This is a genomic window from Rhizobium album (assembly GCF_003122325.1).
Lineage (GTDB): Bacteria > Pseudomonadota > Alphaproteobacteria > Rhizobiales > Rhizobiaceae > Metarhizobium > Metarhizobium album.
Genome location: NZ_QFBC01000014.1, coordinates 47,903 through 71,707, shown reverse-complemented (window position 1 = coordinate 71,707; position 23,805 = coordinate 47,903). Strand labels below are relative to the sequence as shown.

Below are 23,805 nucleotides of genomic sequence, written 5' to 3'. Positions count from 1 at the left end.
CCGACGCGGTTAAACAAGGGATTGGAACGGGCGTCATCTTGCACCATAAAGATATGACCATTGTCGACGAGATGTCCGCGCAACCCGTTGTTACGGCGATGCCGCAGTCGGCGGTGGACCTCCCGCGTTGAGGGCAATCCTAGGAATCGACGCTGCCTGGACGCTGACGGAGCCCAGCGGCGTCGCCCTCATCGTTGAGAGGGATGGGCAGTGGCACCTTGAGGCCGTCTCCCCATCCTATGCGCATTTCATCTCTGATGAAGCCGGTAGGCACCGCCCCCGCGGTTCTGCCGTCTCGGCAAATCTCCTCCTGGAGGAAGCAGCACGTCGGATTGGACAAGCAATCGACTTGGTAGCGATCGATATGCCATTATCGCAAAGGCCGATTATTTCCCGACGGCTTTCCGATAACCTAGTGTCGTCGGCGTACGGTGCGCGGCATGGCGGCACGCATAGCCCGAGCGCGGTAAGGCCTGGCGCGATCAGCGACAGGCTCCGACGAGACCTGGGGACGCTTGGATATCCGCTGCTGACCGCGGCGATTGATCAACCAGGGACGATCGAAGTCTACCCTCATCCAGCGCTAATCGAATTGCTGAAGGCGGAAAAACGACTTCCCTACAAGACATCCAAGGTCCGCAATTACTGGCGCGATGATCCGCCGGGCATTCGAAGGGAACGGCTGCTCGGCGTCTGGAACGACATTGTGGGCGCCCTCGATCAAGAGGTCGCGGATACGCACAAGATGCTATCAGTCCCTGCATATAATGCCATCGGATGGCAAATGAAGGCATTTGAAGACATGCTCGATGCGGTCATTTGTGCGTGGGTCGGCGCTTGCGCTCTCGACGGCAAAGCCACGCCTTTCGGTGACCAGGAGTCGGCGATATGGATACCAGGCTCGAACTGATCGCAACCCTCAAAGTACCTCAACTCGCCCAATTGAATTTATTCAATTAAGTGCGCTACAGAGCGCTCTGTTTCTCAAACAGCGATTCAGGAAGATACCGTGACGACTACAGACATAGAGAACCTCAAAGGCGCTCTGCGCATGCGTTTGCGTCGTGACTTTGTCGAAGTTTCTAGCGCCCGCGATACCAGCCGAAAAGCCCATCTTGAAGTGTTTGAAAGCAAGCGTGGCGGCCGGGCCCTGGGGGTCGAGTTTGGCCACCTGGATCGCATCAATTTCTGGGTCGTTCGTCTTGGAATGCCGCGTGATCTGCCGCCCACGATAGAACGGGTAGACAAAGAGCCCAACGGTAGCCGCAGTTGGACCGATGCGAATGGCGACGGCGCCAACAGCAATCTGTCGGGCTACAAGCAGTTCGCGACCAAGCCTATTGCACGGCTTGCCGTGAAAACGCTCGATGAGGCGGTATTGGTTTTAGATCATCTCGCCCGATGAAACGGTTACCAGGCGAGGACCTTATCGCACCGCTCGGAAATGTCGTCACAAGCGAGGTCAAGCAGCGCTGTGTCGGCTGGCGTTCCGTCGAAGCTCTTCCGAACGTCGATCACCGTCAACGCCATCTGTTTGGCCATCGCACGCAATTCCTCGCGAACGATCGCAGGTGTAATCGCGACGTCGCGGGCAAACGTCGTCCAGTGCTCGACCGTCAGGGCGGACGGATCCCGCTCGCCGCCGACAAACATGGCGAGACGCGGACGTTGCTCCTTGTAGTTCGCCCGAAACGCCGCGGCGTTGTTGACGTCGTAAAGCTTGCTGAGGTGGATTCCATCGGCGCGATAGACCAGGGAATAATTCTTGGCATGGGCGTCTGGATTGCCGATCAGGAACTGGAAGATCGCGCGCCTCAGGAGTTCAATTCTTGACGCGGCGGGGTCGACGGTTCTGCTGAGGAGTTCAAAGCACTCCGCCCAGCCAGGGCCACCGTCTTTCTCGTATTTTTCTCGCGGAAAGCGCCCCATTGCCTGACAAAAATCCTCCTGATGGAGGCGCCTAATGTAACGTTGCCCACCGAATTCCCCGACGGTGCGATCATAGCGGGCGATCAGCAGAAATGGCACTCCGTCGGCGATCTGGACAGAGGACTTGACCGTATCGAGGCCAACGGAACGCGCAATCTCCAGGCAGAAATGCTCGACACGCAGCGAATCCTGCAAGCCTTCGATATCGATCTTGACGATATGGGTCGTCGGAGTACGACCTTTGGGAAGGGCCAAGGATTTTCCAACTTGAAGCAATGCCGCCTTGTGATGCATGCCTGCCAGCGACAGTCTGAGTTCGCCATCGGCATCCACGAATAGTGGCCGTCGCGGCAAATCCTTGATGTAGCCTGCGAGTTCCTCATCCGGCATGAGATGATATTCGGGCCGCACGCGCTCTTCTGGAATGACGTCTGCGCCTGACGGAAGAATTGTCACAGCACCCGGGCAATCGGCGCCAAGTTCATAAAGCAGCGCAAAATCGTCTCTTGCGTCAACCTGAAAGTGCCGCGCGAGTTGTTCGCGCACGGCGTTGTTGTCGGGAAGAAGTCCATCAAAAAAGGGACCTGCCTGATCCTGATCGAACAGCTCTGCTCGAAAAGGCAAACTCAAGGATAGCGGATGATGCTTTCCATCGGAATCCGCACTTTCGAGCCAATCCTTTTCATAAACGAAGGAAAGTCGGCCGTCGCGAGCAACGTCAAGCGTCCCCACGGGCAAGCCGTACAATCGGACCGACGCCGGCATCAGAGGGTTGCCTCATCGTCGGGCATGCTGGTCGCTTTTTGCCCGGGAATTTCCGCGTTGAGCCTAATACCAAGGGTGGTGAGGATTTTTAGAACCATCTCGACTGGAGGATTGACATGTCCCCGCTCAAATTCGGACAACCACTTTTGCGAAAACCCCGTGAGCCCGGATGCTCTTGCCTGAGTGAGGCCACGACGTTTCCGTTCGAGACGTACGATTTTGCGAATGTCGTCGACGTTGCGGATTTCCACGATTATAACCGTTCAGTGATAAATTGAGCCTCTGCAATAAAATATCACCGAACGGTTATAAATCAATTCCCCAAGTGCGATTATTACCGAACGGTGATAGAATTCGCTCCCGATCCGGTGGGCAAGCCAGTTGCCGCATGGCACTGGCTTGGCGTTTAACGAGAGTCAGCGCGATGGAGCATCGCGGCAAGCTTTTTGTTTTGCACGCGCAAATGCTTGATGAGCAATGATCTTAATCGAAGATTTTCTGCTTCAAGATCTTCAAGCATAGCGTCCGTGATGACGTCCTGCCCCGTCACCGTTACAGAGTGTCCTCGTACGCCGCGATCAGCGCCAAGTCGCTCTGAACGACGGCGGTTTCTTTTCGGCTTAACGATAGTCTCACGTGATTTTGCGGGAGCGACGTCAGCGACGTCGTCGCTCGATGAATGGCTTTGCTCTAATGAAAGCGAGGCATCAGGATGTTCGGGGGCGACCACTGCTTGATCGAAATCGTGGCTGCGATTCTCTTCCATTGTGCCGGCGGTCGAAACCTCGACCTCCGGTGCGCTCTGCTGCACCGTATCCGCGCCCACCGGAACTTCCTCCTCTGCAAGCGCAAGCAATTCCTTCAGATTTGCATTCCCCCAGATCGAGGCATTCGCCGGGCGGGCTTGCCGCCGCGAAGATTTATACTCAACGACGAAGTTTCGCTGTGGATGTCTCATATACACTTTCACAGATCGTATTTGTTATGCCGCGAGCAGGCTCATGCTGGCTGCCGGATGTTGAGCTACTTAAGCCCCAGACGGCGACGCAATTCGGCATTTTCGTCCTTCAATTTTTGGGCCAATAGCGTTCGCAAACGTACGTTTTCAGCTTCAAGCTCTGCGAGTTCGGGCAGATCTTCGAGCGCAGGAGAATTGTTGACCTGTTGCGCTTCCGGTTCGGCCGACGCCTTAGCCGCCTTCTTCCACTGATAATAGGTCTGGTCCGAAATGCCAACCTTCGCCACAGCGTCCTTCAACATCGCCCCATCGCGAAGATCCGCGTCAATCGCGAGTATCATCGTGGCTTTTTCGTCAGCATTATAGCGGCGAAGCTTTCTAATTGCTGGCTCTCTAGCAGCCGTTTTCGGCGCACGCGGTGAAGCCTTATTCGCTTTCGCGGCGGATCGAGATTTCTTGACAACGCTGACTTCGGAACCCGCTTCAGCCGGAACCGCTACCGTGTTTTGATTTTCTTCGTCCATCCGAGGGCCTTTCGATCGTAGCGCTGCGCAAGGCGTTGCGCGCTAAGAACACGATCAATCGACGATATCGGACACCGACGTCAAGAAAAATCCAATCGACAGCAGCGAGACCTAAGTCGCAGATCAATCGTTTTGCGGGGCGCATTGGCGAGCCCAATGTGCTGAAGCACTATTGCTGGAAGTTCGCATCGAGCACAGTTCGCTGACGTCGAATTTACAATCAAGCGGCAAAGGATGAAGCGACGCCTCCCCTAACGGTGGTTCAAATAGGCGGGAACTTGGCGGACCATGGAGCGCAATTCAGGCTCTTTAACCAGGGATGCGGCTTCGCTCGGGTTGAACCAACGAACGACACGCTGGCCAAGTTCCGGAAAGTCGGCCCTCGTCTCGTGCACATGCAGAAGATGGACTTGGACGATTGCTGGCACAATTCCTCCGCCACGTAACCTCTTCGCATAGGTGTAGAAGCCGAACGGCTTCTTCTTCACCTTTCCGATCACACCGGCTTCCTCCCAGGCTTCTCGTCGAGCCACCTGATGCGCTTTTTTGTTGCGCATTCCCCACCCTTTCGGAATGACCCATCGACCGGTGTCGCGGCTTGTGATCAACAGAATATCAACGTCATCGCCGTGGTCGCGCACACAGATCGCCGCGTATTGGGTAATGCAGTCGCCGCGCAGTATCTGACCGGTCACCGTGACCAGATCGGCGAAAGCTGACCGGTAAAGGCGCTCATCCGACATCACGTAACCTGCTTTCGATGAGGAGGCCGTGTTCATCCATGATCGGATGGGCGACAGAGACAATATGGGCGTTGATGCGCTTCAGGTCGCGCAGCATGTCGAGATGCAGCGAACTGGTCTGCAGGCTGTCGGCGCGGCCGTCGCGCAGGCGTTCGAGATGGCGCTCGGAGGATTGTTTCTCCATGCGGCGGACCTCGACCTTCACTTCCATCATCTGCTTGGCGAGTTGCAAGTCGCGGGTGACGAAGATCGTCTGGGCGATGCGCAGGTTGTCTATCGTCAGGTGGAAGAGCTTCATCAGTTCCTCGTAGCCGGCTTTGGAGAATTTCAGCCCGAGCGAAGCTTTCTTGGCGACCTGCGGAGCCAAGCCCTTCTCGATGATGTCACCGATATGCTCGAGGTTGATCGCGTAGTCGATGATGACGATCGAGCGGCGGCCGTTCTCTTCGCTCAGGCCTTCGCGGCCAAGCTTGGAGAGATAGATCTTCACCTCCTGCTGCAGGCTATCGACGCGCTTTTCGAGCGACGGGATTTCCTTGAGCTTGGCGAGGTCGTCCTTCTCGAAGGCGTCGGACGCACGCATCAGCATCCGCTCGATGAGATCGCCGACGCCGAGCGTTTCACGGGTGGCGCTGGCGAGCGCCACGACCGGCGTCGAGAGCTCGCCCTGGTCGAGATATTTCGGCGCGTTATCGGCCTGCACATCTTCCGGCACCAGCCGCATCATGAGCCGCGACAGCAGCCGCGAGAACGGCCAGGCGAGGGCAGCGAGCAGCAGGTTGAAGCCGAGATGGGCATCGACCGGCAGCTTCGCAGGCGAAAGTGGCAGCATTTCCAGGATATCGGCGCCATAGCCCGAGAGCGGCAGCGCGATGGCACAGCCGATGGCGCGGACGATCAGGTTGCCGAGCGTCACCCGCTTGGCAGATGGCGGTCCGGAAAGCGAGGCGACGACCGGCGGAATGGCGCCACCGAGATTGGCGCCGAGTACCAGCATGATGATCAGTCCGGCAGACAGAATGCCGGTCGAGGCGAGTGACAGGATCAGCACGACGGCTGCGAGGCTGGACGAGGAGATGAAGGCGATGCCGGCGGAGAAGGCGAGCGCAACCGGCCAGGCATTGTCGAGCAGGCCGATGAAGGCGGCGAGTGCCGGCGATTGGCGCATCGGCTCGGTCGCGGCGCTCAGGAGATGAAGCGACAGCAGCATCAGGCCGATGCCGATCAGCGCCGTGCCGCCGCCTTGGCGGGAGGTGGAGCCGCTGCGATAGAGCACGATGCCCGCAAGGATCACTAGCGGCGACAGCCATTCGATACCGGTCGCGACGATCCAGGCGGTGACGGCGGTGCCGACATTGGCGCCGAGCAGCACGATCTGCGCCATGCGCGGCTTGACCAGCTCACGCTCAACGAAGGAAGCCACCATCAGCGCTGTTGCCGTTGAGCTCTGCAGTGCGATGGTGGCGACGAAGCCCGAAACGAAGGAACGCAGACCACTCCGCGTGCCGGTCGCAAGACCGGTGCGCAGCTTGGCGCCGAAGGCCCGCGACACGCCGTCCTTCACCTGTGCCAGGCCGAACAGCAGCAAGGCTACGGCTCCGACGGCGTTGATCATGACGATTGTCGCTAGCAATTTCTGCTCCGCATTCATGCCGCTTACTTTAGGGCCGCGCATCGCAACGGACCTCGTGACAGACCGCCCAGAGCCGCCGTTCAGTCTGCATGGTCCGCCAAAGACTGAACGGCGACCTCTCTGGGAGGAGAACGCTGGCTTTACTGCACCAGCCGACAGATAACGGCCCCCTCAGCCGTTATTCTTGAATTCATGCATCCCACGCCACAGTCCGTCTAAGGCAGCATTCGGCGGACGCTTTTTCGATCCTAAAGCCCGGTGACCAAATACCTCGCCGACGAGGGCGTCCCAACTTTCAAGGTCTGTTGCCGACAGGAGGGCGCCGTTGCGCTTGGTCGCGTCGTAAGGCGTTCCATCCAGGCAGCTGACATAGCCACCCGCTTCGGTGACGATCAGCGTTCCAGCAAGATGGTCCCACGGTGTCAGGCGATCCAAGAAAACGAAATGTCCATGCCCGCCGGAAAACGCCCGATACATGTGTGCCGCGCACCGGTGGCTTGAAAACATTCGCGCCTTTGCAAGCTTCGCGAGGATGTCCGGCTTGATGTGGGCTGGTAGAAAGTCGGTCGAGACATAACCCACCATCTCTGACAGAGGTGCTGGCGCGGATATCGAAAGCCGAAGCTCCGTTCCATCCGGCCGCACAAGGAATGCTCCACTCCCCTTTTCGGCCACCACCCAGTCGTCGCTCATCGGATCATAGATGACCCCAGCGACAGGTTTTCCCTGTCGAACGACGGCAGCCATCACGCCAAACAGAGGCATGCCGGCGACGAAATTCGCTGTTCCGTCAAGCGGATCGACAACGACTGCTAGTTCAGCTTCAGCCAGCAGATCAAGCAAGCCCGGGTCTTGTGCCGCGCTTTCCTCGCCGACAAATAAGGCTTGCGGGAGAAGTGTCGAAAACTGTTGCTTGAGAAAGCGTTCGGCAGCTTCGTCGGCTGCGGTCACAAGATCATTCACGTCCGCTTTTGAGCGAATATCGAGTTCCAGATCTCGCGATTCTTGGAACCGCGGTAAAATCTCTCGCCAAGCGGCCTGACGGACGCAATCGGCGATAGCCCGAAGATCAAGCTGCATGGGCCGGACCTCGTGGTTCGGGTGGAAACATCAGCATCATTGCGACACGACGCTCTGTGAGCAGACCGCTCTTAGCCTCGTCAGCCAGGCGCTGCTGCAACCAGATCGGTATTGTGCCGCGTTGCGCCTCCTCAAAGCCGATTGAAAGATAGAAGGAATAATTGAAGGGCGCGAAACGGTAGGTGGTGAGCGCAAGCCCCGTTAAGCCCCTGCTCTTCGCCACCGACATGACTGCAGCGATCAGACGCCGGCCGATGCCCTTGCCTTGCAAGCTACGGACAACGTCGATTTCGGCAATATAGAACATCGCCTCGATGACTTCGGCAGCGATAAAGCCCACAGGTTTGTCAGTTGCATCAGAAGCGACCAGCAAGCATTCGGTCTTGGAAATCCGGCCAAGCATGTCGTGGGAGAGCGCTGTCGGCGCTCCAGGAATGGGTACGCCGGCATCGATCAGGGCCGTGAGAGCGTCCATCTCGATCGCATTCAATGCGCCGAATTCGTCTGACCGCGCCTCACGAATACTGATCCTGGTCACCGCCGCATACTCCTTAGCGAACCTTTTTTCGCCGCACCATCGAAGTTGAGATAATTCCTGAGCGCCGCCATCTCGTCCGTTTGGATCGAAGAGAACCCGGCACGCAACAGGCGGCCCCAGATCGCATCGGGATTCTTGAGGGCCGCGGTGTCGGTGAAGCCCGGCGACGCGACGGAATCGAGCGTGTTGACCCAGAGTGTGATGCCCGCATCGTGGAAACGCTGTTGGATGCGCTCGATCTGCGACAGATCCTTGAACGACGCTTCGCAGACGAAAGGTTTCAGCCGGAAAACGAGCTCGACCTGCTCATCGGCAGTGTCATGCTCGAGATGCGTACGCGCTATAAACGGCACGCCCTGGGAGACAACGTTGGCTTGGATCCAATCCAGATCCGCTTCAGTTTTCAAATCAGCCCAGAAATCGACCTGGCTGTCGACGCCGCACGCCTTGGCGTAGGCGAGAACGTCCGGAATGACGTGCCGGTGTTTAATGTCAAGGTGAATGAAGATCCTGTCACGGGTGAGTTCGAAGACGTCACGCAGACTTGGCAACATCTCCTCGGTAAGGGCGTTTTCAGGTCCACCATCACGGTTGCGCAAGGCGACGCCTGTCAGGTCTTTCAGCGTCATCTGCTCCGGAGCCGTGTCGATCCCGGCCACGCGCTCAAGCGTATCGTCATGCAGCAGCACGAATTCGCCGTCAGAGGTTTTCCGAACATCGATCTCGACCACGTCATAGCCGGCTTCGATTGCGCGGCGGATCGCAAGCAGGCTGTTTTCTGGAGCGTCCGTCCAGATGCCGCGATGAGCGACGATGGCGCAACGGCGGTGCGGGTCAGCCATGTATTCAAAATAGTTCATTTTCCATCCTTGCTCGCGACGCCAAAACCTTCCGGGATCGCCTTGCCGGTTTGACCGTCGAATAGGTGAAGCGCTTTCATCGGGAAGGTCACCGCAAGCCGTGTGTAGTCGGGAACGACGCCTCCAAACGGCGTGGCGATACGGACGGGCGTTCCGGCGATATCGACACTGATGATGGAGTGCGAGCCGAGGTCCTCACGGAAGCGCACCGGTGCTGCTAGGCCGCCACTCATTCCTTGCTCGACAACGACATTTTCGGGCCGAATACCAAGCTGAAAATCACCCTTGAGACCATATTCGCCAACCACCTGCCCGTCGGAAAGACGAAGCACGGAGCCATCCCCCTGAGCCGGCAGAATGTTCATCGGCGGTGAACCAATGAATTTTGCGACGAACACCGAGGCGGGCCTATGGTAGATCGCTTTTGGGGTGTCGAACTGCTCGACCTGACCCTTGTTCAAGATCAAAATCCGGTCGGCCAGCGTCATCGCTTCTACTTGATCATGTGTGACGAAGACGGTTGTCGCACCAATGCGCCGGTGGAGGTCCGCAAGCTCGATACGGGTGTCATGACGCAGTTGAGCGTCGAGGTTGGACAAGGGTTCGTCGAAGAGTAGAACCCCGGGCTCTCGGATGATCGCACGGCCGATCGCCACGCGTTGCCTTTGTCCACCCGAAAGCTGTCCGGGCTTGCGGTCGAGATAGTCGCCAAGGCCTAGCATGCCTGCGACGATTTTAACCCTGGCCTGTCGTTCAGGCTTGGTCATGCCGGCGACTTTCAGGCTGTAGGACATGTTCTCGGCAACGGTCATATGCGGATAAAGTGCGTAGTTCTGGAACACCATTGCGCAGCCACGCTGCTTCGGCTCCAGATCCTGTACTTCCTTGCCGCCGAAAAGGATTTTGCCGTTGGTCACACGCTCAAGGCCGGCAATCATCTGTAGAAGGGTGGATTTGCCGCAGCCAGACGGACCGAGGATGACGGTGAATTCGCCTGATCTAAATTCGATATCGAGAGACGGAATCACATTGACCTTGCCATACGCCTTGGTCACGTCCGCCAGTCGGATGCTTTTGGCCGCAACATGGATTGCGGTATCAACGGCATTCATTTCACTTCTCCGAAAGAATGAGGCCCTGGACGAGATACCGCTGCAGGAGAGCGATCATCGACAGAGGGACGATGGATACGAGGATGGCGCCGGCCATAATGAGTGGATAGTCGGGAACGGCACCTTCGTCGGGGACGAGTCGCGCCAGACCGACCACTGCTGTCTGCATGTCAGCCGTCGAGGACGCGACCAGGGGCCAAAGATACTGCGTCCAGCCGCTGAGGAAGGTCAGCACGAAAAGCGACGCGAATGTGGACCGCGACAGCGGAAGCAGGATGTCGACGAGAAACCGGATTGGACCGGCGCCATCCATCCGGGCAGCCTTGAACAGGTCCCTTGGCAGCGTCAGAAAAAATTGCCGGAATAGGAACGTACCCATGCCGTGCGCAAGCAGCGGGATGACAAGTCCGGCATGCGTGTTCAGGATGCTCCATTCCATGTGAAATGGGGCGCCGAACAACGCAGCGATTAGATCGTTCAGTCCCGTTGCGTCGAGGAGGGCATTGATCGGCGAAAACACGTTGGAAGCGACCTGGTAGGTCGTCACGAACCGCATATCGAGCGGCAGGATGACGGTTGCAAGGATCAGTGCGAATACGACGCCTGCCCAACGGGTTCTGAAATAGACAATTGCGTAAGCAGACAGGAAGGACAGCACGCAAGTGGCTATTGCATCGCCCAGCGCGACAATCAGGCTGTTGATCATCTGTCGAGGGATGGATGTTTCGGTGAAAATCCGTCGGATATTGACGAAGAACTCGTCCCCTGGAGACCAGACCAGCCCGTTCTGCAGCATGAACTCGTAAGAATGCGATGCCGTCGTCAGCGTTAGGTAAAGCGGTCCGAGGATATAGATGATCCCAACAAGGAGGATCAGGCTTGCGACGATATTGATGGAGCGCGCGTTTTCGACCATGGCTATCGCTCGTAGTTGATGTGCCGACCGAGCAGGACGAACTGCAATGTGGCGACAAGGATGAAAAACACCATGAGAATGGCAGTCTGCGTCGACGCTCCGGAGAGGTCGTAGCTGCTGAACCCGTCAAGGTAGATTTTGTAGACCAACAGCGTCGTAGCGCCCCCCGGCCCCCCCTTGGTGATCGTATCGATAAGCGCAAAGGCCGAGGTCACGCTTTCGGTGAACTCCAAGACGAGCGTCAAAAAGAGTTGCGGCATGATCAGCGGCAATTGCACGTCTAGAATCCGCCGCCAGGGTCCAGCGCCATCCATGGCACCTGCCTGGATGATCGTGTGTGGGATGGCCCGCAAGCCTGCCAGCAAAATCACGAAGTTAAACGGGATATTGCCCCAGACATGCGCGACAATCAGCGAGATATAGGCGTCAAACCCGTCGAAGGAGGGGTTCCATATCCCTGGGAACAGGGAGTTGAGCGGCGCAAGAACGCCGACAAATGGATTGAAAACGAAGGAAAACACCAGGCCGATAGACGCACCTGCAATGCCCTTCGGCCAGACAAGAATGTTGCGAGCTGGCAGCGACATGCGAACGGCGCGGTCGGCGGCGATAGCGAGGATCAGCGGTACGAGAACCGCCAATGACGATGCGGTTGCCATGAAGAGCACTGTCCGCCCACTCGCCTTCCAGAATTCGGGATCGGAGAGCACGCGGGCAAAATTGTCCCAGCCGACATACTCGGAACCGCCACCGAACGGACGTTCAAGGAAGAACGACCAGTAGAAGGCCTGGAAGACGGGAGCGTAGAAGAAGAGGAAAACCAGCACTGCGAGCGGTGCCACTAGGAAGATGGGCAGCCATCGATGCCGGAACATGGTCGAACCAAGGAACATTGAGTACCCCGTTTTATGGAGGCCATGCGGAACCGTTTGCCCCGCATGGCAATTTCGATCAGGGAAGTTCTACGCCCTTGTAGGTTTGCTGGAAGCGCTTGAGCAGTTCGTCGCCACGCTTCTTGGAATTGTCGAGTGCCACCTGCATCGTCTGCTGACCGGCAAACGCCTTCTGGGTCTCTTCCGTCCAGATCTGGCGGAACTGAAGATAGGAGCCAAGCCGGATACCCCGGGTATCTGGCGTGGCAGGCTTGCTCATCGATTCGATGCCGATCGCCGCAGTGGCATATTTGGCGGATTTCGCGTCAGGGCTTTTTGCGATGGCGTCGAGCACGTCATTGGTGACAGGCACGTAACCGGTGGCGGCTACGAAAGACATCTGCTGTTCCGGCTTGCGCAGGAAGTTCAAAAACGCCTTTGCAGCGTCGGTTTCCGTCTTATCATGCCCCTTCATGATATAGATCGATGCACCACCGACCAGCGTGTTGTGACGCTCCTCGCCCTTATACATCGGCGCCATGGAGACAGTGATGTCGTACTTGCCTTCGAACGCCTTGGTGAACGTCGTGTAGGATCCCGAGGAGGCTTCAATCATGGCGCATTCGCCGGAACTGAAAGCCGCGACCAGATTGCCGCCCTTCGTATCGCCGTTCAGCCGAACCAGGCCTTCGTTGCGCCAATCGACGAGGTTTGCGAGATGCTTTGCAGCCAGGGTCTTGTTAAAAACATACTCGGCATCCAACCCGTCATAACCATTGTGCTTGCTGGCGATCGGCAGACCATGGCGCGCCGAAAACTGCTCGAAGACGATCCAAGGTTCGGCATTGGTGACGAACGGGCACGTGCTGCCGGCCGCCTTCAACTTGCGCGCCGCGTCGATCACCTCTTCCCAGGTTTCGGGGGTCTTCGTGACGCCGGCTTTTTCCAACTCCGTCTTGTTCGTATAGAACAGCAGGGTCGATGCATTATAGGGCTGCGCGAACAGCTTGCCTTTGGTGGTCTCGTAGTAGGCACGGGCACCAGCGATATAGCTGTCCCATTTCACATCGGGCAGGACGTCCTGCACCGGCACGACCGCGTCCGAGAGCATGAGATCCAGCGTGCCGGCATCGAGAACCTGAAGAAGCAGCGGAGCGTTTTTAGCGCGATAAGCGGCGATCGCCTTTTGCACGAGAACTTCGTAGCTGCCCTGCCCGACGCAGGTCACCTTGTGCTCGCTTTGCGCTGCGTTGAACGCATCGCATTGCGCCTTGATGGCGACTTCGACGGGACCCGTATTGCCGTACCAGAACTCGAAATTTGCCGCCTGCGCGGACGCTGCGCATGAGAAAAGAGCGGCCGTTGCCGCCAGGGTGGTGAATTTCATGGTGCCCTCCTGTTTGGACGCCGCCGAGCCCTCCTCGGCGATCATGACGACGTCCTAGTTACTCAGATAGAGTAACAAGTTTATGACAGAGTGCAAGACCTTGTTCGATGAAAAAAACCGCGTTATGGCTAGAGGGACGACGGGGTGGCTCCCATAGTTACCCTGTCATGGTATTTATAAGAGGGAATTTGAATGAGTTACGTGCCGGATCGCCTGATTGCCCCACGGTTTTTCCGGCCGACAGATGATGCGGTTGCCACCCCGAACGAGCGGGCGTTGCTGAGGGTCATATGGCGTAATCCTGGCGTTTCACGCACCGAACTCACTGGCCTCACCGATCTCGCCCAGCAGACGATCCACAGGCTGCTCGACCAATTGGCTGAGCGTCGCATCATCGGCCTTGGCTCGCCAAAGCCCGGCCTTGGGAAAGGTCAACCGAGCCCGATACTGACGCTGGAGAGCAACTATGCGTGGTCGTGCGGCTTGTCGGTCAATACCGACGTGATCGACGTCTGTTTGATGGATTTTGCCGGAGGTGTGCTGGCAGAAACCAATGTGCAACTGCGGGAGCGAACGGTGGCTCAGTCGCTTGAGCGTGTTCGTGACTGGGTTTACGAACAACAGGCGGCATTGTCGCTACAGTCCGAGCGATTCTTTGGCGTTGGCCTCGGGATAGCGGGCTTTCACGTGAGCGGAACACGCTTCAATGCATCCCTGCCACTCCACGAATGGTCGCTGATCGAACTCGGCCCTCTGCTGACAAGCTATTTCGACAGGCCGGTATGGGCTCTGAACGGCGGAAAGACCGGAACGATTGCGGAATCGATGTTCGGTATCGGACGTTACGTCAAGGACTTTGCCTATCTCAGCTTCAACTACGGCTTCGGCGGCGGTCTAATTTGGAACGGCGAACTGCTGCATGGTGGGAATGGCAATGCCGGCGAGTTCTCGCAAATGTACGATGATGACGAAGTCCATCGCCGTCCTGCCCTGCAGATGATCATGGAGAAGATCCGAGAACGGGGGGTGGACGTGCCATCGATCACATATCTGAGGAAGCATTTTGACCCAAAATGGCCAGGGGTCGTCGAATGGCTGGACGAGGTGACACCCGCCTATAATCGACTGATCAATGCGATTTGGGCGGTATACGATCCGCAAGCCATTGTGTTTGGCGGCCAGGTGCCGCCCAAGCTTGCCGAGATGATGATCGAGCGGACACGCCTTTTCGGAAAACCGCGTTACGGCGTCTGGCGGGCCAGCCCGAAACTGATCGTCTCGGAAATCGCACCCGATGCGGCAGCCATGGGGGCAGCCGCAACACCTTTCAAACTCACATTTTTCTGAGTTACGGCGCCTTCGAACAGCTCGGTCGGGTGACAATTTATCAGACGCGAAGAAAGACATTTCCTGGACGGCCACCGAGCATTCAAACAGCCGTCCGCCGGTCTCGGCCATTGATCGAGACTGTATCAACCATCCGATAGCCCATGCCTGGAGATCAGAGGGTTACCGCGGTCTCCCATTCGCCGAATGCTGGCACCTCCAAAAACCACAAAGAGATTACGATGCCTGGAAATTCGCTGTCCGAGGGGTTCGAGAGGAAGATACGTAGCTTCTCCGAAGTCCGCCTCAGTCCCCTGCTTCCCCCTGACGACCTTGAGAGATTGACCAGGTATATGGTCGACCTCATCCACTACAGGGAGAGGCCGCCAACAAGGGTCGGACGAACGGATTGGTCAGAGATTGTCCAGGCCAGCGGGCTCAGATCGGAAATGACGGCCAAGCTGAAGCGCATCACTCAGAACGGGCTCGACGCTATCGTCCGCTGGCTCGTGACCCACGAGCAATCGTTTTTGGAGAAGCCGCCAGCACGTGCCTACAAAGTGGTGAGCGAGAAACAGGCGCGGTCAAAGTCTCCGGGGGGCAAGACAAAACGCGAAAGCGATAAACAATCGACCAAGACGACGGCCGCTCCAGTCGAGCCGATTGCGGAGTTTCCGACAGCGCTGTTCGACCGCTACGATGACCCAAGGTCATTTCAAGCGTCTTTGGAACTGCAGTTGCGGCGGTTCGGCGAAAGCTACTACGCTCTTCACCGGGCCATCAGGCGCAGCGGCGACACATTTGATGACACGACGATCCTAAATTGGCTCAAGGGCACCAAGGTCCCGCGGAGCGTCGAAAGCATGGACATGCTGGGCCGGATCGAGCGGCGATATCGGCTCCCCGAAGGCTACTTCAAGGCAAAGCTGCCGCATCAGTCCCGATCAGCCTCCGGCCATGACCTAGGCGAGGATATTACACCGGCGGAGCGGCGTCGGTTGGCATGGCATCTCCCGGACGATTTCAATCGTCTCCCGTTTTCGAAGCGCGAGGAGATCATCGAGTGGGTTCGCCGGGTTATTATAACCGGGGCGACCGACTATAGACGTTTTCAGGCCGCAGCTTCAAAGCAGCGTTACGCTATTCGATTTCCTGCAATGACCTACGGCGGCAGGGTGATGCCAAGCCTCGGACGTGCCAACACGCCAGCGTTCGATCCGTCAGTGGACATCGATGACCCTGACCTGTTGTCCGGCGTCATCGACGCGCCTCCCCGCCTTTCGATGGAGATGGCAAATCTCATTACCTTCAAGACAACCACACTGACGGCGATCGGGTTTCAGAGGAACGGAGTCTGGGGTGAAGAAACCGCAGCGCAAAAACTCGAACATCTCGGCCTCATGTTTGGCGCACTTGCGGCGTCGCCAAACGGCGACGTCGCCGGCCGAGGCATCCCGCTCGGTGCGTTGACCTTCGGCCTCCTGATCTTTCCGGGGATCTGGGACTGGTACCTTCAGTGGCGCGAGCGCAGGCGAGGCTTTTACACGGCGTGGGAAGCGGACATGCTCAGTATTGCACTCTCGCTGACCCGCGAGGAGACCGGTTGGCTGCGGCAGCATCCAGAACTGATTGAGCGGGTGGTGCCGGTTCAGGGCCTTATCAGCGCGGACGAAATCGCGGCAGCAAAGGCGGATTGGCACGCGAGCCTGGACGCGTTTCACATCCACGCGCGCAACCGTATCAAAGAGATTCAGCGCGTCATGCGGGTCCATCGGGACCCTTTCGAGCCGATCATGTGCGTGCTTGAGGCACCTAGTCCGCTCGCCGAGTACCGCAAGATCACCGACGAGATCCTGCTCAGAATGCCCGACAAGGACCGTTATCCGAGGTCTGCAGCGGAATCCGTCCGGTCTTTCTTGATGCTGCGGCTTGGGCTGCATCTCGGCTTGCGGCAGAAAAATCTCAGACAATTGCTGTTTTGTCCCCGCGGGCATTTCCCGACTTCCGAACGCAGGTTGGAAGAGATGAAGCGCGGAGAGATCCGCTGGAACGAGCGTGAGGCTGGCTGGGAGGTCCTTATCCCCTCCGTCGCATTCAAGAATTCCAACTCTTCGTTTTTTGGATCGAAGCCGTTTCGCCTTATCCTGCCAGACTTGCTCGATCTCTATCTCCATATCGGCGCTTATATCGAACGGCACCGGGGTATTCTCCTGCGCGACGCCAAGGACCCGGGGACGTTTTTCGTCAAAACCGTGAAACAATCGAGCACGGAAGCGGAATATAATCAGACGACCTTTTACGAGGCCTGGCGACTGATCATTCAACGTTACGGCATCTACAATCCCTATACTGGGAGAGGCGCTATCAAAGGTCTGCTGCCGCATGGACCGCATAATGTGCGAGATGTGCTCGCAACGCATATTCTCAAATTGACGGGTTCCTACGAGCAGGCGAGTTACGCAATCCAGGACACGCCCGATATGATCCAGCAACATTATGGCCGCTTCCTCCCGCAGGACAAGGCCGCCCTTGCGGCACGAATTTTGAATCAGGTTTGGCAAGCTGCTTGAAGTTTGGTTGGCTTGACTGCGTGACTGGCAGATACATTCTCATCTGTTTCCGGCGGAGAAGCGGATAGGTATTAACCAGCCTGTCTTGATGGACTGGTCAAGCAGCGCTTTTTCAAAATCCACTGCGGCAGGCTGCCTCGTCGAAAACGCGGTGTTTCGGCCTCGCTTGCTGTCGATCCTGTAACGGGCAACGCAATTAGCGTTCGAGATTGCTGTAGGTAGACCGCTATCTCGCCAATGGCGTCAAGCTGCTGAAGATAGCGAGGATCGCCTGGCTTGACGGGTTCATCATGCCCGACTGCAGTAACTCTAGAGCCTTGCACCGAAAGTGCAGTTTCTAGGGGACACGAAAGAGCGGGTGCAGTTTCTGTATTGACCTAAATGCTGCATCGCAGTTATTTGGGATTCAGAATTTGGTTGCTCCAGTATGCGGGTAACGGCCACACAGAGGCAGCCATTATGACCGCAATTGTTACCGCCTGCACGCAGAGAAAGCGGGTTACCCACAACCCGTTGCTGTCGGCACGAGACCTGCCGGACGGTCATCTATCGATGGTGGCGGCTGCTTGGTCCGAGCGCCTTCACAAGGTGGAGCCGGTTCGCCCGGCGAGAGATCTCTATTCCGGCCGATCATTTGTTGAGGCCGTGAAGGCCGCAACCGCCTCGCGGGCCAATCTCTACGTGGTATCGGCAGGCCTCGGCCTCGTCCATGGCGACACTTCGATACCCTCCTACAATTTGACGGTTTCCAAGGGCGATCCGGACTGCGTGATGTCAAAGCTTCCAGGCGATTGCTTCGAAGCAGACTGGTGGGCAGCGCTTGGCGGCGCTGATGCGCTGATCAATATGATCGAGGCAGAACCGCATGTTGTCATCATCGGCCTTCCTTCACCCTACTTGCGGATGATTGCGCCGGCTCTTGCCCGTTTATCGGATGAAGCCTGCAGCAGAGTTCGGATCGCAGGAGGGCGATATGTCGGCGATCTCGATCTGCGCCTGGAACGTGCGCGCTTGCCCTACGATGATCGTCTGGATGGCCCGCAGAGCCCACTGCCCGGAACGAAGTCCGATTTTGCGGCACGTGCCGCCCGCCATTTTGTCGAGCAGGTCCTCGCGAAGGATTTGGCTGCAACGGTCGACGACCACAGCGCTCAGGTCGAGGCATTGATGTCTCAGTGGACGCGCCCCATCGCCAAGACCGGCATCCGCGTCTCTGATCTCGAAATCAAAGCAATCGTTCGCGAGCACTGGGAGCGTGCCGATGGCCGCACCACGAAACTGCTGCGGATCTTGCGCGACGAGTTGAATGTCGCCTGTGAGCAGAAGCGCTTTCAAGGATTGGCGGCCGAAATCCGCGAGGAACGGGTAATATGAGCGGCGGCGACAGCAATCTCACGGTCCGCGCGGTCAAAACGCAGCAGGGCGACGGCGTCGATGTCTACGCATTCTTCCTGCACGGCTCGGATCTCACACGGATCGCCGATATCAGCCGTATTCATCGCGACGAGAAGGACCTGATCGGGTTTCAGCGCAAAGAGATCCGGAGCCACGTCAACGCGATCGTGGAGTTCCTGGACAGTGGCCCTGTCCTGTTTCCAAACGCCATTACGCTGGCCTTATCGTCCGACGTCACCTTTGATGTCTCGCGGGGCCCGAAGCCAAAGGGTCTGACAGAGGTTGGCCAGTCGGGCACCCTCAACATTCCTGTCCGCAAGGATGGAGAAAGAGCGGCCTGGATTGTCGATGGGCAGCAAAGATCGCTTGCGCTCGCAAAAGCCAAGGACAGCCGGTTCCCGGTACCGGTCGTCGGGTTCGTGTCGCAGGATGTGCAAGTCCATCGCGAACAATTCATTCTGGTCAACAAGGTCAAAGCGCTCGATGTCCGCCTGATTAACGAACTGCTGCCAGCCGTCGGCACGCTATTGCCCAAGGACCTAGCGGCAAATCGTCTGCCAAGCGAGTTGTGCAACCTCCTAAATCGACAGCAGAAATCGCCGTTCCACCGTCTGATCCGTCGAGCGTCCGACACCGGCAAGGAACAGAGTGTCGTCAGTGACACGGCCCTGATTGACGCTATCAAAAAGAATTTGAAAGGTCCCTATGGGGCACTAAGCCAGTATCTCGCGTCCGACACCTACAATCCCGATGCGATGTATGAGGCGCTCGTCCTTTATTGGTCAGCCGTCCGCGATGTGTTTCCGGAGGCGTGGGGCAAGCAGCCGACCGAAAGCCGACTGATGCACTCGGCGGGTATCAAGGCGATTGGCGCTTTGATGGACCAGGTGATGTTACGAGCAGACAGTTCGGCCACACCAGAAACCGAAGTCAAAGAAGCGCTCCAAAGGATTGCACCTTTTTGTGCTTGGACAGAAGGGGCATGGGAAGGCCTTGACCTGCAGTGGAATGAGATCCAGGGGACGCCACAACACAACCGATTGCTGGCCGACCATTTGATGCAGCTCGACCGCAAACTATCCAGGCCGGCACGATGAAGTTTATTTTTGCCGATAGTCTCGATCACGTCGATCCAGGCTACGATTTTATCAGAGACCGCTACTCGGAGGGCCGGACGCCCTACTGGGACGACGCCTACCCGCACGAAATCATGGGATATGCTCCCTACAAGGGAATGCTTGTCTCGCGCGGAATTGTCGGCGGGACGGCCGTCGGTGGAAAATATACCGAAGCGCAGGCCATGCGCTTTCGCAGGGTTGGCGCACGCGAATTCCTGCGCCTGGATAAGCCGCAATTTGCCAGCCTGCCGATTTTTGGTGATTGCGGCGCTTTTACCTATCACAAGGAAGACAGGCCGCCTTACACGCCTGAGGATACGGCAGAATTCTACGATGACGCGCGTTTCACGCATGGCTGCTCCGTCGACCATATCATCTTTGATTTCGACGAGAGCCTGAAAGGGTTTGACGGCGGTACGCAAGAGGCCCGCCGGCGCTTCGAGATCACGCTCGAAAATGCATCTGCCTTCCGGACGGCCACGCAACACATGTCGAACCGCTTCACGCCGATGGGTGTCATCCAGGGCTGGTCGCCCGGCAGCATGGCCGAAGGCGCTCGTCGACTGGTGGCGATGGGTTATGACTATCTCGCCCTCGGAGGCACCGTGCCTTTGAAAGCTTCGCAGATAAAAGCCTGCCTTGCGGCGATCCGCGACGTCATCCCCAGCCAGACCAAGATCCACATCCTTGGTTTTGCCAAGGCTGATGAGATCGATACATTCGGATCCTTCAATATCACGAGTTTCGATACGACATCGCCGCTCATCCGCGCGTTCAAGGACGCGAAGTCGAACTACTACCTTCCGAACAAAGCGGGCAAACTCGACTATTATACGGCAATCCGAGTGCCGCAGGCGCTTGAAAATCCGAAGCTGCAGCGTCTCGCAAAGCGCGGATCGCTCAACCAGGAGCGTCTGGTCGCGATGGAAAAGGACGCGCTGGCCGCGCTCCGTTCTTATGATCGCGATGAGGCCGACCTGGAAGAGACCCTGGATACCGTATTGGCCTACGCAACACCGGCGGTAATGGGCACGACGCTCGATGAATTGCCGGGCGCCAAGGCGGTGAAAGACTTGCGAGACCGCTATAAACGGACCCTGACCGACAAACCTTGGAAGCGATGCGCGTGCCCGATCTGTTCGGCGCTGTCGATCGAGGTCGTGATCTTCCGGGCCAGCAACCGCAACAAACGGCGCGGTATTCATAACCTGGGCGTCTACGACGCCCTTGTCGATAAACTGCCAATGAACAGTGGGCGAAATGACAATACTGAAATTCCCGGCGATCAGAGCCAGACAGAGCGAAGCGCACACGGTCCTTTCATTTGCAGCGCTGGCGTCTGATCTGCAGAAATTTGCCGTCATCGAGCGGGTCGCGCGCGATGCGACCGGCGGCTTGAGTGGTTTTCAGCGTCCACAGATCGCCGGACATATCAGGGAAATCCGCGACTATCTTGAAAAGCCGGAGGCGATCCTTCCCAATCCGATCGTCGTCGCCTTCACAAACAACGTCGACATCAGCGATGAGGGATCGGACGGCCGCTGCACGGTGGAAATCGATATCGATGCCGGACCTCCGGGCATGGTTGTTGACGGACAGCAGCGTCTCACCGCCCTCGGCCAGGTCTTCGAAAAAGACTTCCAGGTCTTCGTTTCTGCGATCATCTGCCGCGACGACGAGGAATTGCGCCGGCAATTCGTGCTGATCAATAATACGCGGCCTCTCCCGAAATCCTTGATCTACGAACTGCTTCCGACGGTGACGGGACTTCCACGCCGGCTCGGCGATCGTTCGATGGCGGCCGACATCGCTGCTCGACTAAACTATGATGAGACATCGTCGTTGAGAGGTCAGGTCTATCAGCATACCAATCCGGGCGGCCTGATCCGCGACACCGCGATTCAGCGTGTCATCATCAACTCGCTGAGCGACGGCGTCATGCGAGAACTGATCCGCGAGCCCGACGGCGCAGATCTCAGCTTCAAATTGATCAGCGATTTCTACGAAGCCGTCCAATATGTGTTCAAAGACGAATGGCGCGGACATACCCCTAAGACGTCCAGGCTCGTGCATGGTGCCGGCATCATGTCGCTTGGCTATGTCATGGAAATTCTTGTCCTGCTTGACGGGGCGCGCACCTTCGACGATTTCGCCAAGGGCCTTGCCTGCCTGGTGGATAACACCGCCTGGACGTCCGGCGAATGGAAGTTTGCCGAAAACGATAAGCGGCATTGGAAATCCGTCCAGAACGTCAATCGGGATATCACGACGCTTGCCCAGTATCTCGTCAGCATCGTCAGAGCCGATGTCCGGCGCCGGCGCAACCAGAATGGATCTGAGGGTTCGCCTCAGAAGATTGCGGAACGTTGAATGAGCTACGCGGTCAAGGAACTCTTCAAGACGCTCCAGGGTGAAGGGGCACAAGCCGGGCGGGCGGCCGTCTTCTGCCGCTTTGCCGGGTGTAACCTCTGGTCTGGTCGAGAAGAGGACCGGCACAAAGCTGTTTGCCAGTTCTGCGATACCGACTTCATCGGAACCGACGGCGATGGCGGTGGCAAGTTCCGGGATGCGGAGCAACTGGCTTCGGCAATTGCGCGAACATGGGGAGACGCCGAGACCCGCCGCTATGTCGTCTTCACCGGCGGAGAGCCGCTTTTGCAATTGGACCAAACGCTGATTGCCGCCGTTCATTCCTATGGATTCGAAATTGCCATTGAGACGAATGGGACGATCGAGCCGCCGGAGGGTATCGACTGGATCTGCGTCAGCCCGAAGGCTGGTGCTCCTCTTAATCTCAAAACTGGAAGCGAATTGAAGCTCGTCTACCCGCAGGCAAGCCTGCTTCCCGACGATTTGCCCGATCTCGCGTTTGAGCACTACTTCCTTCAACCCATGGATGGGCCGGACCGGGTTGAAAACATTGCTGCGGTAACGGCTTTCTGCCTGGAAAACCCGCGCTGGCGGCTTAGCCTTCAGACCCACAAGATGATTGGTATCCCATGAAACTCACGCAAGCCTTCACTTTCGAGGCCGCCCATCGGCTGCCAAATGTTCCCGCGACCCATAAATGCCACCGGATGCACGGGCACTCCTATCGGCTCGAACTTCAACTCGAGGGACCGGTCGACCCGCAGACGGGCTTTGTGATCGATTTCTTTGATGTGGAGAAGGTGTTCGGACCGGTGCTCGAACGGCTCGATCATCATACACTCAACGATATCGAGGGGCTCGAAAACCCGACTGCGGAAAATATCGCCGTCTGGGTCTGGGACAAGGTAAAGCCCCTCCTCGACAATGTTAGTTCCGTCAAAGTGTTCGAGACGCCATTTTGCTGGGCGGAATATGAAGGTCAATAGCGAGGAGCCTGCGATGTCAGCGACTGCATTGGTGCTGTTTTCGGGCGGACAGGATTCAACGACCTGCCTTGCATGGGCGCTCGATCGTTTCGAGCGCGTCGAGACCGTGGGTTTCGATTACGGACAGAGGCACCGGATCGAACTCGAATGCCGCGAAACGCTGCGCACGCAACTGTCGAACTTGAACCCCTCCTGGGGCGAGCGCCTCGGGGACGATCACACGATCTCGCTTGCCGCGCTTGGCGAAATCTCCGACACAGCACTGACCAGTGGCATGCAGATCGAAATGGCAGCGTCCGGCCTGCCGAATACATTTGTTCCCGGTCGCAACCTGATCTTCCTGACCTTCGCGGCAGCGCTCGCCTATCGGCGTGGGTTGAAGCACATTGTCGGCGGAATGTGCGAAACCGATTATTCCGGTTACCCGGATTGCCGCGACGATACAATCAAGGCGCTACAAGTCGCACTGAATATCGGAATGGAAAAGCGGTTTGTTCTCGACACCCCGCTCATGTGGATCGACAAGGCCGAGACCTGGCGATTGGCCAAGACCCTCGGCGGACGGGCTCTGGTCGATATCATCGTGAAGGATAGCCATACCTGCTATCTCGGCGAGCGCGGAGAGTTTCACGCCTGGGGCTACGGATGTGGCACGTGCCCGGCCTGCGACCTCAGGGCCAAGGGTTATGAGAAATTTAGTGCAGAAGAAGTCTGAAGGAGAGC

General features: G+C 57.6%; 24 protein-coding genes. 11 read left to right on the top strand and 13 right to left on the bottom strand.

All coding sequences use genetic code 11. From position 1 onward, the window contains the following. Positions 1–127 precede the first annotated feature (127 nt). Both DEM27_RS24285 and DEM27_RS24280 read left to right on the top strand, forming a co-directional pair. Positions 128–910: a DUF429 domain-containing protein gene (locus tag DEM27_RS24285; RefSeq protein ID WP_205908953.1), complete on the top strand. Its 783-nt coding sequence runs from the start codon at positions 128–130 to the stop codon at positions 908–910. A 99-nt stretch (positions 911–1,009) separates the two neighbouring features. Beyond that, positions 1,010–1,405 (top strand): hypothetical protein, encoded by a 396-nt coding sequence (locus tag DEM27_RS24280; protein ID WP_109460834.1) that lies wholly within the window; start codon positions 1,010–1,012, stop codon positions 1,403–1,405. A gap of 5 nt (positions 1,406–1,410) precedes the next feature. On the opposite strand, the gene DEM27_RS24275 is transcribed toward DEM27_RS24280, so the two are convergent. The 13 genes from DEM27_RS24275 to DEM27_RS24215 all read right to left on the bottom strand — a co-directional run bounded on the left by DEM27_RS24275 (position 1,411) and on the right by DEM27_RS24215 (position 13,317). Then, complete coding sequence (locus DEM27_RS24275) at positions 1,411–2,694, bottom strand: type II toxin-antitoxin system HipA family toxin (protein WP_109460833.1); 1,284 nt, start codon at positions 2,692–2,694, stop codon at positions 1,411–1,413. Then, positions 2,694–2,945, bottom strand: coding sequence for a helix-turn-helix domain-containing protein (locus tag DEM27_RS24270; protein WP_205908952.1), 252 nt, complete (start codon positions 2,943–2,945; stop codon positions 2,694–2,696). The genes DEM27_RS24275 and DEM27_RS24270 overlap by 1 nt, the downstream gene beginning before the upstream one ends. A gap of 155 nt (positions 2,946–3,100) precedes the next feature. After that, positions 3,101–3,652: a hypothetical protein gene (locus DEM27_RS24265; protein ID WP_109460832.1), complete on the bottom strand. Its 552-nt coding sequence runs from the start codon at positions 3,650–3,652 to the stop codon at positions 3,101–3,103. Between the two features lie 65 nt (positions 3,653–3,717). Continuing rightward, a complete protein-coding gene (locus tag DEM27_RS24260) occupies positions 3,718–4,176 on the bottom strand; it encodes a transposase (protein WP_109460831.1) in 459 nt (152 codons plus the stop codon). A gap of 251 nt (positions 4,177–4,427) precedes the next feature. Then, a complete protein-coding gene (locus DEM27_RS24255) occupies positions 4,428–4,919 on the bottom strand; it encodes an NUDIX hydrolase (protein WP_109460830.1) in 492 nt (163 codons plus the stop codon). Further along, positions 4,909–6,552: a Na/Pi cotransporter family protein gene (locus DEM27_RS24250; protein ID WP_109460936.1), complete on the bottom strand. Its 1,644-nt coding sequence runs from the start codon at positions 6,550–6,552 to the stop codon at positions 4,909–4,911. Before DEM27_RS24250 ends, DEM27_RS24255 begins: the two co-directional genes overlap by 11 nt. Positions 6,553–6,723: 171 nt before the next feature. Further along, a complete protein-coding gene (locus DEM27_RS24245; protein WP_109460829.1) occupies positions 6,724–7,632 on the bottom strand; it encodes an inositol monophosphatase family protein in 909 nt (302 codons plus the stop codon). Further along, positions 7,622–8,170 carry a GNAT family N-acetyltransferase gene (locus DEM27_RS24240; RefSeq protein ID WP_109460828.1) on the bottom strand — a complete coding sequence of 183 codons (549 nt, stop codon included), beginning with the start codon at positions 8,168–8,170 and terminating at the stop codon, positions 7,622–7,624. The genes DEM27_RS24245 and DEM27_RS24240 overlap by 11 nt, the downstream gene beginning before the upstream one ends. Continuing rightward, positions 8,167–9,030, bottom strand: a complete 864-nt coding sequence (locus tag DEM27_RS24235; RefSeq protein WP_109460827.1) for a glycerophosphodiester phosphodiesterase family protein — start codon at positions 9,028–9,030, stop codon at positions 8,167–8,169. Before DEM27_RS24235 ends, DEM27_RS24240 begins: the two co-directional genes overlap by 4 nt. Beyond that, the gene (locus tag DEM27_RS24230; protein ID WP_109460826.1) at positions 9,027–10,142 is read right to left on the bottom strand and encodes an ABC transporter ATP-binding protein; all 1,116 of its coding nucleotides are present in this window, start codon (positions 10,140–10,142) and stop codon (positions 9,027–9,029) included. The genes DEM27_RS24235 and DEM27_RS24230 overlap by 4 nt, the downstream gene beginning before the upstream one ends. A 1-nt stretch (position 10,143) precedes the next feature. Next, positions 10,144–11,058 carry an ABC transporter permease subunit gene (locus tag DEM27_RS24225; RefSeq protein ID WP_109460825.1) on the bottom strand — a complete coding sequence of 305 codons (915 nt, stop codon included), beginning with the start codon at positions 11,056–11,058 and terminating at the stop codon, positions 10,144–10,146. 2 nt (positions 11,059–11,060) lie between these two features. Continuing rightward, complete coding sequence (locus tag DEM27_RS24220) at positions 11,061–11,951, bottom strand: carbohydrate ABC transporter permease (protein ID WP_109460824.1); 891 nt, start codon at positions 11,949–11,951, stop codon at positions 11,061–11,063. A gap of 58 nt (positions 11,952–12,009) precedes the next feature. Continuing rightward, a complete protein-coding gene (locus tag DEM27_RS24215; RefSeq protein ID WP_109460935.1) occupies positions 12,010–13,317 on the bottom strand; it encodes an extracellular solute-binding protein in 1,308 nt (435 codons plus the stop codon). A gap of 192 nt (positions 13,318–13,509) precedes the next feature. Here DEM27_RS24215 and DEM27_RS24210 point away from each other — a divergent pair, with 192 nt between their 5' ends. From DEM27_RS24210 to queC, 9 genes are all read left to right on the top strand, one after another. Continuing rightward, on the top strand, positions 13,510–14,664 hold the full coding sequence (locus DEM27_RS24210; RefSeq protein WP_109460823.1) for an ROK family transcriptional regulator: 1,155 nt from the start codon (positions 13,510–13,512) through the stop codon (positions 14,662–14,664). Between the two features lie 221 nt (positions 14,665–14,885). After that, positions 14,886–17,213: a hypothetical protein gene (locus DEM27_RS24205; RefSeq protein ID WP_109460934.1), complete on the top strand. Its 2,328-nt coding sequence runs from the start codon at positions 14,886–14,888 to the stop codon at positions 17,211–17,213. 459 nt (positions 17,214–17,672) lie between these two features. Continuing rightward, positions 17,673–18,587: a DUF6884 domain-containing protein gene (locus tag DEM27_RS24200; RefSeq protein ID WP_128755558.1), complete on the top strand. Its 915-nt coding sequence runs from the start codon at positions 17,673–17,675 to the stop codon at positions 18,585–18,587. Beyond that, a complete protein-coding gene (dbpB, locus tag DEM27_RS24195; RefSeq protein ID WP_109460821.1) occupies positions 18,584–19,705 on the top strand; it encodes a DGQHR domain-containing protein DpdB in 1,122 nt (373 codons plus the stop codon). The genes DEM27_RS24200 and dbpB (DEM27_RS24195) overlap by 4 nt, the downstream gene beginning before the upstream one ends. Next, positions 19,702–21,069 carry a tRNA-guanine transglycosylase DpdA gene (dpdA, locus tag DEM27_RS24190; RefSeq protein ID WP_109460820.1) on the top strand — a complete coding sequence of 456 codons (1,368 nt, stop codon included), beginning with the start codon at positions 19,702–19,704 and terminating at the stop codon, positions 21,067–21,069. Before dbpB (DEM27_RS24195) ends, dpdA begins: the two co-directional genes overlap by 4 nt. Next, a complete protein-coding gene (gene dbpB / locus DEM27_RS24185; RefSeq protein ID WP_109460819.1) occupies positions 20,987–22,096 on the top strand; it encodes a DGQHR domain-containing protein DpdB in 1,110 nt (369 codons plus the stop codon). Before dpdA ends, dbpB (DEM27_RS24185) begins: the two co-directional genes overlap by 83 nt. Then, on the top strand, positions 22,097–22,729 hold the full coding sequence (gene queE / locus DEM27_RS24180) for a 7-carboxy-7-deazaguanine synthase (protein ID WP_109460818.1): 633 nt from the start codon (positions 22,097–22,099) through the stop codon (positions 22,727–22,729). Continuing rightward, positions 22,726–23,082, top strand: coding sequence for a 6-carboxytetrahydropterin synthase QueD (gene queD / locus DEM27_RS24175; RefSeq protein ID WP_109460817.1), 357 nt, complete (start codon positions 22,726–22,728; stop codon positions 23,080–23,082). The genes queE and queD overlap by 4 nt, the downstream gene beginning before the upstream one ends. Then, the gene (gene queC / locus DEM27_RS24170) at positions 23,069–23,797 is read left to right on the top strand and encodes a 7-cyano-7-deazaguanine synthase QueC (protein ID WP_245446072.1); all 729 of its coding nucleotides are present in this window, start codon (positions 23,069–23,071) and stop codon (positions 23,795–23,797) included. The genes queD and queC overlap by 14 nt, the downstream gene beginning before the upstream one ends. Positions 23,798–23,805 lie beyond the last annotated feature (8 nt).